The organism is Lactobacillus pasteurii DSM 23907 = CRBIP 24.76 (assembly GCF_000297025.1).
Taxonomy (GTDB): Bacteria; Bacillota; Bacilli; order Lactobacillales; family Lactobacillaceae; genus Lactobacillus; species Lactobacillus pasteurii.
Genome location: NZ_CAKD01000021.1, coordinates 126,388 through 138,640 on the forward strand (window position 1 = coordinate 126,388; position 12,253 = coordinate 138,640).

The window sequence follows — 12,253 nt, forward strand, 5'->3', positions numbered from 1 at the left end:
AGAAAATTTTAGCATAAAAGTCTATATTTTACAGCTATGATATGCCATAAGCCTTTTTCTCACTAGTAGATAATGGTCTGCTAAACGCCCCGATTTCTAAATCAATTAGGGCATTCTTTCCTGCCTTGGCCTTAATAGCATTATAGTATTTTATTTTGTTCTTTAAAGTAGCAACATTTCCAATTACTACGTTACCATCCTTCATAACCAAAATAATTTGAGTTTTTCTTCTAGTGCTTCCACTTAACAACTTAACCTGATCTCTAAACTCAGCATCTAGAGAATTGAACAGCTTTAAATCGCTCTTTAGCGAAACACGTTGATTATAGCCAATAAAAATCGGCTTATCCTGATTTATATTATCCCATAACAACGCCTGACTGCCTATTTTTCCATTCGATAAAATTTTACGGTACTTGGTTCCGTCCTTAATATAGCCTATTGTTTCATATTCATGAATCTGTATGACTAAATTATTCAATCCCTTAACAGAAACCGCAGCACTTTTTACCTCGGGATATTTTGCCGTTAAATTGTTAGTCAATTTTTTGTTTTTGAAGAGATAATCAAAAACCTTATCGCGAACTTCCATTCCTGATGATTCAACAACTTCTTTAGCTGAAAGATCAGGAGCTCCTGTCACTTGTACACTATTTATATTGGCTAAAGGCGAAATATAATAACCAAAGCAAAGTATTGCAATGATCGAAAAGCCCAAAATTATACCTAAATTTTTGGATAGTGATTTTCGCCTCTGCAGGTGCAACTTTGAAAGTGAGGTAGAAACCTTGGTGTTTTTCTTCTTTTTCTTTTGATTTGAGACATGATTCAAATATGGTGACAATTCCTTGCGCGGATCAATTTTCGTCACATTTTTCTTGGCCAACTACCTCACCTACCTTTAATGGGAAATTTCTTGCATTACTTTAATTACTTGATCAGCAGCGTCAGGTACTCCTAATTTCTTGGAATGTTCTGACATCTCTTGCGCATATTTTTCATCGAGCAAGATGTGATCGATGGATGAAACAAAATTATTTACGTTTAAATCATCTTCAGGTATTACCAATGCAGCACCAGCTTTTTCTAAATCTTGTGCATTCTTCATCTGGTGATTATGAGTTACGTTAGGACTAGGAATCAGTATTGCTGGAACACCCAAAGCCGTAAACTCTGCAATACTTGTTGCTCCAGATCTTGAAACCACACAAGTCATTTGAGGAAGCAAAGCTGGCATATTCTTGATGTATGGTAAAACCTTGATATATGGTCCTAAGTCAAAGCCATCCAACTTCTTTTGAATTGAATCGTAGTAGTAAGTACCTGTCACCCAAATAAGCTGATATGGCTTTTTCTTAAATTCCGTCAAGGACTTGAGCATAATACGATTGATTGCTAATGCTCCACGCGATCCACCAAAAACTAAGACCGTTGGCATATCAGAATTCAAGCCTAAAGATTCCTGAAGATCAATCTTGTCATTATTTTCAGATAAAACTTGTTGTGATCTAGGATTTCCTGTCTTAACCAACTTCTTCTTGTTTGAAAATTGCTTGGTAGCATCGTCAAAACTGTAACAAATCTTATCAACGTAGTGACCCAAGAACTTGTTAGCCAAACCTACAACAGAATTTGATTCATGGATCAATGTAGGGATCTTCAATTTAGCTGCTTCATATACAACAGCACCTGAAACGTAGCCACCAGTTCCTAGAACTACATCAGGCTTAAAGTCACGAATGATTTCTTTAGCACGCTTAGTTGCCTTCAAAAACAAATCAATAGTTTCAAAGTTCTTTAAAGGACGCTTGCGATCAAAGCCTTGGATTTTAATAGTCTTAAAGTTAACGCCAGCTGCAGGAACGATCTTTGACTCTAAGCCCTTATCAGTTCCAACGAAGAGAATTTCGTCATTAGTAGAAATTCCGCTTTGTTTCAAACGTTCAATAATTGCCATAATTGGATATATGTGGCCGCCAGTTCCACCACCAGTAAAAATAACTCTCATCTTACTTAGTCTTCAATTCCTTTACAAAGTTTATAAAATAGTCGCCACGATCTTCAAATGTTCTAAATTGATCCCATGAAGCACATGCTGGTGAAAATAGAATTACATCGCCAGCTTCTGACAATTCGTAAGCTCTTGGTACTGCTTCTTGCAAGGTATTTACAATTACAATATCCTTAATGCGAGCTTTTCTAGCAGCATCTGCTAGCAAATACTTGGTTTCTCCGTACAATACTACTGATTTGACGTGCTTTTTGATTAGAGGAACCAATTCATCAAAAACAAAGCCGCGATCTAATCCACCAGCAATCCAAACTTCTGGTTGCTTGAAAGCTGGTATTGCAACGCTAGCAGCTTCAATATTAGTCGACTTAGAATCATTATAAATCTTTCGATCGTCTAATGTCATTACATATTGTAAACGATGCTTAGCACCACCAAAAGTAGTAAGAACTGCCTTAATGTCATCGTTATCAGCACCCATAATTTTTGAAATAGCAATTGCAACTAAGCAATTTTGACGGTTATGAATACCTGGCAATTTGATATCATCATCAGCAATAATCTTTTCGCCATGACTTTCAAGAGCATCTTTTCCAATGTAGTAGTCTGCTTGAGAATCAGATTCAGAGAAAGTTATCATCTTTGCCTTGCTGATTTCTTGTTCACGCTTCAAGATATCTTTTTGGTCGAAGTTAGCAACAAAGTAATTGTCAGCAGTTTGGAATCTTGTGACATTCAATTTAGCTTCAACATAGTTATCAAAAGTCTTGTGGTAGTCAAGGTGAACATTGTGATAAATATCCACGATAGCCGCTACCCTTGGATTAAGGTCTGTTACACCCATGAGCTGGAAGCTTGAAATTTCTACTACCAATAAATCGTCCTTAGTAGCTTTCATAACAACTTCAGAAATTGGAACCCCAATATTTCCTACAGCATATGCATGATGACCTGATTTTTGCAAATGATGGTCAAGAATTTGCTGGGTCAACATAACGGTAGTAGTCTTACCGTTTGATCCAGTCACGCAAACATATGGTGCCTCACTTACGCTTAAAGCAACTTCTGGTTCAGTAATAATTGGAACTTGCAATTCTTCTGCCTTCTGCACCATTGGGTTTTCATAAGGAATTCCCGGATTCTTGATAAAGTAGTCGAAATGTTCTTTTTCCATTAATTCGATTGGATGATATCCGCCAATTACGCGAACTCCCAAGCCTTCAAGCTCTTTGGCATGCTCGTTTTTAGACAAATCTGCGCTGTCATTTAGCGTAATATCTGCTCCAAATTTCAAAAGTAGCTTGCTGACAGCAAAACCACTCTTTCCTAATCCTAAAATTAGGACTTTTTTATTACTAAACTTACTATTTTCCTTCATTTTTATCTATTAACCCCAAATTGACAAATACAAAATACTACCAATTAGTCCTACTAACCAGAATACAATATCAACTTTCCATTCAGACCAATGCATCATTTCAAAATGGTGGTGTATTGGCGTCATCTTGAAAATTCTCTTACCAGTTGTTTTGAATGAAATAACTTGCAAAATAACACTGGCAGTTTCACAAACAAAAACAATTCCAATTAACAATAATGACCATGGGCGGTTTAGGAACAAACTTACTGCTGCTAAGCCCCCACCTAAAGCAAGTGAGCCAGCATCACCCATAAAGATTTTAGCTGGTTTATGGTTGAAAATGAAGAAAGCAATCAAACCACCGATCACACTCATACAGAAAATCAAAATAGCTTCATTGTGTTGCTTAAATGCAATGTAGGCATACGTACCATATGCAACAATTGACAATCCTGTAGCTAAACCATCTAATCCATCTGATAAGTTTACAGCATTAGAAAAACCAACCAACCAGAAAATTTCAAATAACACAAATAAAAGTAGGCTGTTAACCACCCCAAAGAATGGTAGGTATAAACCAAAGGTAAATTTGTCTTGCATTGCAATTACAACTAAAACGATTGCAATCAAAATTTGCAATAACAACTTTTGCCAAGCACGTAAGCCTAAATTACGTTTAAAGTATAACTTGATACCATCATCAAGAAATCCGATGATTCCGTAACCTAAAAGCGCAATTACTAGTATCCAGCTGATATTAGTAAGCTTATCTTGCCAAATTGATACCCAAATGGTTGAAATAACTGCAGCCAAAACGAAAACCGTTCCACCCATCGTAGGCGTACCAGATTTAGATTGGTGCCACTTTGGTCCTTCATCTCTAATTTCTTGTCCTTCTTTGTGTGATCTCATATAAATGATCATCCAAGGCAAGAAAATGGCTGTTATAACTAGCGAACTTACTAATGAAACTATGCTAATATCCATAAAACTCTCATCCTATTCCTTTAATTCAACTTTCAATTTTGCATTCGACTTGATTGTCTTCCCTGGCTTAATACTTTGTTTAATCACTTTGCCACTTCCGCTTGTCGAAATCTTTATACCGGTCAAGCTAGAGAATTGCTTAACATCAGTCAAGCTCCAATTCTCCATATTCGGCATACTGATTTTGCCCGAAGTTAAAACAAACACCTTAGATCCATTGCTTACCTTTTGATATTTCTTTACCCCTTGAGCAATTACCTTATTGCCAGATCCCAACTTAACCAAGTTCAATCCTAATCCTTTTAACTCTGAACTTGCTGTTTCGATGGTCATCTCCTTTAAGTTTGGAACCTTAACTGCCATTGCAGGAGAAGTATCATTCTTAGACATAATGATTACCCGGTTCATCAAGGGCTTAAAGATCGAACTAAGGATTGTTTCAGCTGAATCCGACATTCTTCTAGGCTGTTTCATCGTAATGTAAATACAGTAGCGAGGATTTGATCTTGGCGTGATTCCAACCACAGAGAAAATGTAATTATTGTCTCCTGTCAAATATCCTCCGCCTTTAGGGTTGGCAATTTGTGCTGTACCAGTCTTAACACCAATGCTCTGGCCACTTATGTTATAAGCTGCACCAGTACCAATATTCTTGCTCAATACTCGCTTCATATTATCTACGATAATTTTCCGTGTTTTAGCAGAATATATTGGAGAACCAACTTTCTTGGTTTGATAGCCTTGAATCACCTTATCATCACTATCAGTGATTTTTTCAACTAGTTGTGGCTTAACCATCTGACCATTGTTACCCAGACTTGAAAAAGCCTGCATCATCTGCATTACATTGACATTGACACCCTGACCAAAACTCGTTACAGCCTGGTCAGTAACTGTACCAAATGATAAAATACCAGCCTGTTCACCTGGCAAGGTAACTCCAGTCTTTTTGCCTATTCTGAAACGGTTCAAATACTTCTTCCAAGTCTTGGCGCCCATTTGTTGTTCCATATGAACAAAACCGGTATTACTTGACCTAGCAAAAGCTTGCCAATACGGAATAGAACCCCAACCTGACTTTTGCCAGTCATAGATTGTAGCTCCTCCAACAGATACAGAACCTGAACTGTAGTAATTATTAGGATGGTAATTGCCACTATTGACTACCGCTGCCATGGTCAAAATCTTGAAAACTGATCCCGGCTCATAAGTATCTTGAACTAAGATATCACGATATGAACTAGTCAAACCCTTCTTGGTTTGTGGATTGAAGGTTGGGCGCTGCGAAGCAGCTAAGATCTTTCCTGTCTTCATATCTTCGACTACGGCTGTCATGCTTACAGGATTATACTTTTCTTGAACCATGGAAAGTCTTGTTTCAAGAAAACTCTGTAATTGAGAATCAATCGTCAAATATAAATTGTTCCCATTTTTAGCTGCCTTATAAACGCGATTCTTAGAAGCTATTTGATTTTCTGAGGCATCGACAGAAGATATAGTATATCCATCTTTGCCTGAGAGAGTCTTATTAAACCAGGCTTCTAATCCCATCGTACCAACTAAAACATTTGAGCCAGTTTTAGAATTATATTCGGGCTGTGCCAAACCAACAATGTGGGACGCAAAATTACCATTTGGATATAGTCTTGAAGGCGTTTCAATAAAATTGATTCCTGGAAGTTTCATTTTTTCAATTTTATTTTTTTGTGCCTTGGTTAAACCACTACCACCTGAACCAAATTGAACTTGAAATGCCTTTCTAGTAGGATTCAAGTATTTCAAAATTTGATCCTTGGAAAGTGGCAAAACAGTTGCTAACTTTTCAGCAGTTAGTTCTTTATTCACAACATATTCTGGTCTGTTCTTATAATCGATTGAAGACTTGTCCAAAATTGCATAAATCGTGTACAAATGTGAGTCTTCTGCAATCGCCAAACCATTTCTGTCATATATTGTGCCTCGGCTTGCCTTAATGACTGTATTTCTACGGTACAATTGCGATGTTCTCTGTGTAAGATTCTCACCATTAATTGTCTTGGAAATACCTAAATATAAAAATCTACCCATAAATACAAGAAAAACCAAAGCCACGGCTAATTGGAGGATTCTCCCCACCGTAAAGCGGTAGTCGTGGGCTTTGGATTTCTGTAGCTTTAAATTACTTTTTTTCTTATTCATTAGTGAATTGTCCTAATGTTTTTTTCTATTAACGTTAGACCCTTCTTACGAGCGATCTTATTTAATCTCGTTGTTGAAGTTAACTCGCCAATATCTTGTCTTAAACCAGTTACCGTATTCTCATTCTTAGTAATTGACTGCTGTATACTGCTCAATTCTTGTTGAGCTGAAGTTGCAGTAATACTTGAAGAAACAAGAAATGTCATCATAGCAATTGCAATGACGCTTCCTAGGATAACTAGCAATCTTTCGAATACGGTCCATCTAACGTTTCTAGGATTATAAGCTCGTTGCCTTTCTAGCGTGAACTCGACTTCTCGATCGGATTCAACTTCATAATTTCTAGCAGAACTATCAGTCATAGTACTTCCTCATCATATCTTCTCTGCAACCCTTAGTTTTGCACTGTGTGAGCGGTTGTTGTCCCCTAGTTCCTCAGTTGTTGCCGTGATCGGTTTGCGGTTAACCAACTTTAAGGTTGGTTTTAAGTTTTCAGGGATTACCGGCATACCTCTTGGCACTTCAACCTCAGAATACTTCTTAAAAATCTTTTTAACGATTTTATCTTCATCCGATTGAAAAGTAATTACACTGATACGTCCACCCGGCTTTAAAAGTTCTATTGCTTCTTCAAGTGAAGTCTGTAAAACATCTAATTCATGGTTTACAGCCACTCTCAAAGCTTGAAAAGTTTTTTTAGCTGGGTGTCCGCCTGTTCGTCTTGCATACGCAGGAATAGCTTCTTTAATGATCTCGACTAATTCAAAAGTCGTCTCAATTGGGGCATTTTGTCTGCGTTCTACAATCTTACGCGCAATTTGCCGCGAAAACTTTTCATCGCCAAATCTAAATAGAATTTTGGCGAGCTCTTTTTGGTCTAGTGTATTGACTAACTGATAGGCGTCAACTTCTTGACTTTGATCCATCCTCATATCTAGTCTTGCATCATAACGATATGAGAATCCGCGATCTGCTTGATCAAATTGCGGAGAAGACACACCTAAGTCATAATAAATACCATCAATGCCATCTGTGTACCCCAGCTCTACCAGGTTGTCCTTCAAATGACTGAAGTTATCATGAACAAGCTGTAATCTCGGTGTGCTTTCTTCGTTCAATAAATCAGCGAAGTTTAACTTGGCTGCCTTTATTGCATACTCATCCTGATCAAAACCAATCAAAGTGCCTCTATCAATTTTGCTAAGTAAATACCTTGCATGTCCTCCACCACCAAAAGTTGCATCGACATAAAGACCATCATTTTTTGGTTTCAAATTATCAATAGTTTCGTGTAAGAGAACACTGGTGTGTTTGAATTCCATAATTTACAGTTCAATTTCATCCAAATTTTCTGCGATGTCATCATAATCTTCATTTGCTTGATCAGCAAATTCAGTCCAATGCTTCAAGGACCAAATTTCGATTCGGTTTGAAACACCAATAATGACACATTCTTTAGTAAGCTCGGCATGTTCTTTTAATGTCGTGGTCAGATTAACACGTCCTTGCTTGTCGAACTCGCATTCCATCGCACCAGAGTAAAATAGGCGCATAAAAGCGCGCACATTTCTCTTAGTCAACGGAAGTTTCGCTAATTTAGCTTCAATTTTGTGCCACTCATCAAGTGAGTAACCAAAAATGCAGCCTTCCATTCCTCTAGTGAATACCATTTTGTCACCAACTTGATTTCGTATTTTAGCTGGTATAATCAACCGACCTTTACTGTCCAAGTTGTGACGATATTCACCCATGAACATGGTCTAGCCCCCTTCCAATGAATAATTTACCACAATTCCCCACTTCCTACCACCCATAACAGTTAAAAAACTTGATAATTTATCGATTTATTAATTAATTTTGCTTAAACAAAAAATTCCCTACCAATAAGGTAGAGAATTGCTTCACAAATTATTACATCAGAACGAAAAAGACCAAACCTATATACCATAAAATTGATGAAACACTAAGATAGCGCCATAGCTCATAAAGTGTTTTCCAAAGCGAAATATTCTTATTTTTGATGGCAGTTTCTAAGGCTACCCATAAAACCAAAATAAAAAACATCAAAAATCCATATGGCAAAAATGATGGTTGATGGCGTAATTTAGTAATCATTCCACAAGCTGGAATGAAAAATAGCGGCAATAGGTCTAATCCAGAAAACTGCGCTTTAGGTAAAAATGTATTGATCAGAAAAGATATCAGCAGACCAAGTGCTGGAATTAGAAAAATTGACAACATAAAAATTCCTCCATAAAACGATTCTACACTTATGCCGTTGAAAAAAGTACCTTTTAAGCATAAAATATTTCAGAGTAGGAGGTTAAAAGTTATGGCACGTAGAAAGAAGAAATCAACATTTCAAAAAATAACCATTTTTATGGCTTTATTGATGGCTTTAATTACTCTTCTAGGAGTTCTTTTCCAAACCTTGAGCGTTGCAGGAATGCTTTAAAGTGTAATTTTAAAAGAGGTGACAATCATTTATCGTGATTGTCACCTCTTTTATATTTCTGGATAATTATTGTCGATAAGCATCCAGGTCAATTAAAAATGGATAACTTTGAGCCAAATTGCCCCAAATCCAATAACTGACAAAAAAGAATGGAATCGACCAAACTGCAGTCAAAACGAGGCTACCAACCAACTGATTGATTGGCACGACTGCAAGACCAACTATTCTCAATATGCCCCAATTCCAAATTTGGAAGGCTACACAGCCAATTATTATGATAATTAACCTAGCCCAAAAGGTTTCTGGCCAAAATCTTGCTATTTTTTGGCAAAGCCAACTGGCAAGCGGCAAAAATACCAAATTTACTCCCAGAATACCTAAGAAAAAGCAATCAGCCACAAGCCCTGTAAAAAAGGCTAACCAAATCTCCTTGCTATTTACATCATCAAAAAGTGCAATCAGCATGATAGCAATGGGAAGAAAAAAACTCCCGGTACTGTAACTCTTAAAAGTCAACACCTGATGCATGTAAAAAGACAAAGAGCCGTCAAAAGCTAGAGTAAGAAATAAGGCTATTGCCAAAACCCATTTACGTAGGAAGCGCATTAATTTGCCACCTTCCTAACAATTACAGATACCACTGAAGGATTGTCCAAATCGCCGGCTGGCTTAATGTTGATCAAGTTTGAAAGACCAAATTGATCCTTCATTGTTTTGGTAACTGTTCCAATTAGCAATCCTTTAGGAGAATTTCCACCCATACCACTAGTATATACGGCTGTGCCTGGTTTTAGCTTCAAGTTATCATTAACTTGTGAAAAAGCTAAGCTGCTATCTGAATTAACAGTAATGATTCCATGAACCACCTTACCGTTTGAAGCTTTTGCTTGGACTGCAAATCGATTGGCTGACTTGTCTGTAGTCGTTAGCAATTCAACTTTAGCAGAAGCAGCATTGGCTTCGATAACTCTACCAATAACTCCCCCATCACTCATAACAGCTTGATTTTTCTTAATGCCTGATGCAGACCCCTTATCAATAACTAAGACATCTGACCAGGTATCATTTGAGCGAGAAACCACTGATGCAATAATTGTATTGTAATCAGTTAAAGTATTTTTTATTTTTATAGCTGCTTTCAGCTGCTTATTTTCTGCCCGAAGAGCTTGATTTTGAGCTTTAGTTTGTCCAAGATCAGTAACTTGCTTCTTTAAATAATCATTCTCATTTTGAGCATTCAAGATGTCATTAACGTTGGTTAACCCACCAGAGATCAATCCAACTGGTACATTGATAATTCTAGCTCCTAATGCTACTACATCATTACCGAAGCTTTGGATTAAGAGCGGAGTATTTCTTTTATTTCTAAGACTAACGCTTCCACCTAAAACAGCAAAAAATACAATAACGACCACAAATGTAGTTAATAATTTTTTATTTTGTAAAAACTTTTTCATACACAAATGATCCTAATAAATACAAAAACCGGCACCGGCCGGTTTTCCTGCTATTTACGACTTCGACGCATTACTTCAATATTCTTAAGAGATTCGCCTGTACCGATTGCTACACAATCAAGTGGATCTTGTGCAATAAACACTGGCACCTTAGTTGCTTCTGAAATAACTTCTGGAAGGTTCTTAAGCAAAGCACCACCACCAGTTAAAACAATACCGTGATCGATAACATCGGCAGCAATTTCAGGTGAAGTTTGTTCCAAGGTTTCCTTGATTGCAACAATAATGTCTTGAACAACATCTTGAATTGCTGAAGCTACATCGCTAGCTTCAATTTCAATTGATTTTGGCAAACCAGTAACTAAATCTCTACCACGAATATTCATAGCTTCAATTTCTTTGGCTTTTTCAACTGAAGCAGAACCAATTTGAATCTTGATATCTTCTGCAGTTCTTTCACCAATAAGCAAATTGAACTTAGAATGAACGTAATTGATGATTGCAGTATTGAACTTGTCACCTGCTTGACGAATTGATGATGACGAAACGATACCACCTAATGAAATAGTTGCAACATCAGTAGTACCACCACCTATATCAACAACCATTGAACCAGTTGGATCCATTACAGGTAGTCCAGCACCAATAGCTGCAGCAAACGGTTCTTCAATTACAAATGCTTCGCGAGCACCTGCAACACGAGCAGCATCGATAACTGCACGCTTTTCAACTTCAGTAACGCCTGATGGAACACAGATCATCACTGATGGCTTAGAATTGCCTACTGTCTTTTCCATAAAGTACTTCAACATTGAAGCAGTGGTATCGTAATCTGCGATAACTCCGTCTTTCATAGGGCGGATTGCTCTAATAGTTCCCGGAGTTCTACCAATCATTTCTTTTGCTTCTGAACCAACCGCAATTACTTCACCAGTCTGGGTATTTTTTGCAACTACTGATGGTTCGCGCAATACAATGCCCTTGCCTTCCATGTAAACGAGTGTATTGGCTGTACCTAAGTCAATACCAATGTTTTTTGTACCTAATCCAAACACAAAAATCTCTCCTTAATTTCCTGACTCTAAATCTTGAATAATTATAGCATAAACTAAAGGTAAAACAGCTTTTTGAACAAATTTTATAAAAATTAAAAGATATCGTTTTCGCGCATGCTAAAATACTTGCCCTTACCAACAATGAAATGATCGATCAAATCTACCTTCATAAACTTGGATGCTTCAATCAAATCTGAAGTAAGCTTTAAATCGCTACTGGATGGCTCAAGCCTACCACTAGGGTGATTGTGGCAGACGATAATCCCGGAGCAGTTAAACATTACTGCCCAGCGAAAGACATCCCTAGGGTGAGCAAAAGAGCGATCTAGCGTCCCTTTAGAAATCATTTTTTCTGCAACAATTTTGCTAGCATTATCCAAATAAAAAGCCCAAAATTCTTCTTGTTTTCTACCAGTTAATTTATTAGCTAAATAAATTCCAACCTCATTGCTAGAGCCGAATACCGGCTTTCTCTTTGGCTCAGCTGATCTCAACCGATCTAGCAATTCCTCAATTCCAGCAGCTAATTCTAAGTCACAATCTGGACCAGTCGCATAATTCATTAACTGTTCAAAAGAAGATATTCCTTTTGATTCCAACTTATCCGTCAAATTAGTCAAAGTGTCTACTCCTTTATCCTGAAGTATGTAGATCACCTGACCTAGCAATTCAACATCCGTACTTAGCTTAAATTGATTAGTTTGTAAATTATTCATAAAAAACCTCCTCAATTACTAAATACGCAAAAAA

The 12,253-nt window shown here is 37.2% G+C and carries 14 protein-coding genes; 1 reads left to right on the forward strand and 13 read right to left on the reverse strand.

Features of this window, described 5'->3' with window-relative positions:
* Positions 1-34: 34 nt before the first annotated feature.
* From BN53_RS05685 to BN53_RS05725, 9 genes are all read right to left on the reverse strand, one after another.
* Positions 35-886, reverse strand: coding sequence for a cell division protein FtsQ/DivIB (locus tag BN53_RS05685; protein WP_009559976.1), 852 nt, complete (start codon positions 884-886; stop codon positions 35-37).
* Between the two features lie 15 nt (positions 887-901).
* Entirely contained in the window at positions 902-2,008 is a 1,107-nt protein-coding gene (gene murG, locus BN53_RS05690) for an undecaprenyldiphospho-muramoylpentapeptide beta-N-acetylglucosaminyltransferase (RefSeq protein ID WP_009559977.1), read from the reverse strand.
* A gap of 1 nt (position 2,009) precedes the next feature.
* On the reverse strand, positions 2,010-3,389 hold the full coding sequence (murD, locus tag BN53_RS05695) for a UDP-N-acetylmuramoyl-L-alanine--D-glutamate ligase (RefSeq protein ID WP_009559978.1): 1,380 nt from the start codon (positions 3,387-3,389) through the stop codon (positions 2,010-2,012).
* Positions 3,390-3,398: 9 nt separating this feature from the next.
* Positions 3,399-4,358, reverse strand: coding sequence for a phospho-N-acetylmuramoyl-pentapeptide-transferase (mraY, locus tag BN53_RS05700; protein ID WP_009559979.1), 960 nt, complete (start codon positions 4,356-4,358; stop codon positions 3,399-3,401).
* Positions 4,359-4,370: 12 nt separating this feature from the next.
* Positions 4,371-6,536 carry a penicillin-binding protein gene (locus BN53_RS05705; RefSeq protein ID WP_009559980.1) on the reverse strand — a complete coding sequence of 722 codons (2,166 nt, stop codon included), beginning with the start codon at positions 6,534-6,536 and terminating at the stop codon, positions 4,371-4,373.
* Positions 6,536-6,898, reverse strand: coding sequence for a cell division protein FtsL (ftsL, locus tag BN53_RS05710; protein ID WP_009559981.1), 363 nt, complete (start codon positions 6,896-6,898; stop codon positions 6,536-6,538). The genes BN53_RS05705 and ftsL overlap by 1 nt, the downstream gene beginning before the upstream one ends.
* A gap of 12 nt (positions 6,899-6,910) precedes the next feature.
* Positions 6,911-7,858, reverse strand: coding sequence for a 16S rRNA (cytosine(1402)-N(4))-methyltransferase RsmH (gene rsmH, locus BN53_RS05715; protein ID WP_009559982.1), 948 nt, complete (start codon positions 7,856-7,858; stop codon positions 6,911-6,913).
* Positions 7,859-7,861: 3 nt separating this feature from the next.
* Positions 7,862-8,293 (reverse strand): division/cell wall cluster transcriptional repressor MraZ, encoded by a 432-nt coding sequence (gene mraZ, locus BN53_RS05720; protein ID WP_009559983.1) that lies wholly within the window; start codon positions 8,291-8,293, stop codon positions 7,862-7,864.
* Between the two features lie 154 nt (positions 8,294-8,447).
* On the reverse strand, positions 8,448-8,777 hold the full coding sequence (locus BN53_RS05725; protein ID WP_009559984.1) for a DUF3397 family protein: 330 nt from the start codon (positions 8,775-8,777) through the stop codon (positions 8,448-8,450).
* 91 nt (positions 8,778-8,868) lie between these two features.
* Here BN53_RS05725 and BN53_RS09435 point away from each other — a divergent pair, with 91 nt between their 5' ends.
* A complete protein-coding gene (locus tag BN53_RS09435; RefSeq protein WP_009559985.1) occupies positions 8,869-8,991 on the forward strand; it encodes a DUF4044 domain-containing protein in 123 nt (40 codons plus the stop codon).
* Between the two features lie 66 nt (positions 8,992-9,057).
* Here BN53_RS09435 and mreD read toward each other — a convergent pair whose 3' ends face one another.
* The 4 genes from mreD to BN53_RS05745 all read right to left on the reverse strand — a co-directional run bounded on the left by mreD (position 9,058) and on the right by BN53_RS05745 (position 12,219).
* Positions 9,058-9,597: a rod shape-determining protein MreD gene (gene mreD, locus BN53_RS05730; RefSeq protein ID WP_009559986.1), complete on the reverse strand. Its 540-nt coding sequence runs from the start codon at positions 9,595-9,597 to the stop codon at positions 9,058-9,060.
* Entirely contained in the window at positions 9,597-10,448 is an 852-nt protein-coding gene (mreC, locus tag BN53_RS05735; protein WP_009559987.1) for a rod shape-determining protein MreC, read from the reverse strand. Before mreC ends, mreD begins: the two co-directional genes overlap by 1 nt.
* A 50-nt stretch (positions 10,449-10,498) precedes the next feature.
* Positions 10,499-11,503 (reverse strand): rod shape-determining protein, encoded by a 1,005-nt coding sequence (locus BN53_RS05740; protein ID WP_009559988.1) that lies wholly within the window; start codon positions 11,501-11,503, stop codon positions 10,499-10,501.
* Positions 11,504-11,595: 92 nt separating this feature from the next.
* On the reverse strand, positions 11,596-12,219 hold the full coding sequence (locus BN53_RS05745) for a JAB domain-containing protein (RefSeq protein ID WP_009559989.1): 624 nt from the start codon (positions 12,217-12,219) through the stop codon (positions 11,596-11,598).
* Positions 12,220-12,253: the final 34 nt, after the last annotated feature.

Bases quoted from the DNA above. Each gene is read 5' to 3' on its own strand.
- BN53_RS05705 (WP_009559980.1), bottom strand. From the start codon at position 6,536: ATGAATAAGAAAAAAAGTAATTTAAAGCTACAGAAATCCAAAGCCCAC.
- mraZ (WP_009559983.1), bottom strand. From the start codon at position 8,293: ATGTTCATGGGTGAATATCGTCACAACTTGGACAGTAAAGGTCGGTTG.
- ftsL (WP_009559981.1), bottom strand. From the start codon at position 6,898: ATGACTGATAGTTCTGCTAGAAATTATGAAGTTGAATCCGATCGAGAA.
- rsmH (WP_009559982.1), bottom strand. From the start codon at position 7,858: ATGGAATTCAAACACACCAGTGTTCTCTTACACGAAACTATTGATAAT.
- mreD (WP_009559986.1), bottom strand. From the start codon at position 9,597: ATGCGCTTCCTACGTAAATGGGTTTTGGCAATAGCCTTATTTCTTACT.
- BN53_RS05745 (WP_009559989.1), bottom strand. From the start codon at position 12,219: ATGAATAATTTACAAACTAATCAATTTAAGCTAAGTACGGATGTTGAA.
- mraY (WP_009559979.1), bottom strand. From the start codon at position 4,358: ATGGATATTAGCATAGTTTCATTAGTAAGTTCGCTAGTTATAACAGCC.
- BN53_RS09435 (WP_009559985.1), top strand. From the start codon at position 8,869: ATGGCACGTAGAAAGAAGAAATCAACATTTCAAAAAATAACCATTTTT.
- BN53_RS05725 (WP_009559984.1), bottom strand. From the start codon at position 8,777: ATGTTGTCAATTTTTCTAATTCCAGCACTTGGTCTGCTGATATCTTTT.
- mreC (WP_009559987.1), bottom strand. From the start codon at position 10,448: ATGAAAAAGTTTTTACAAAATAAAAAATTATTAACTACATTTGTGGTC.
- murG (WP_009559977.1), bottom strand. From the start codon at position 2,008: ATGAGAGTTATTTTTACTGGTGGTGGAACTGGCGGCCACATATATCCA.
- murD (WP_009559978.1), bottom strand. From the start codon at position 3,389: ATGAAGGAAAATAGTAAGTTTAGTAATAAAAAAGTCCTAATTTTAGGA.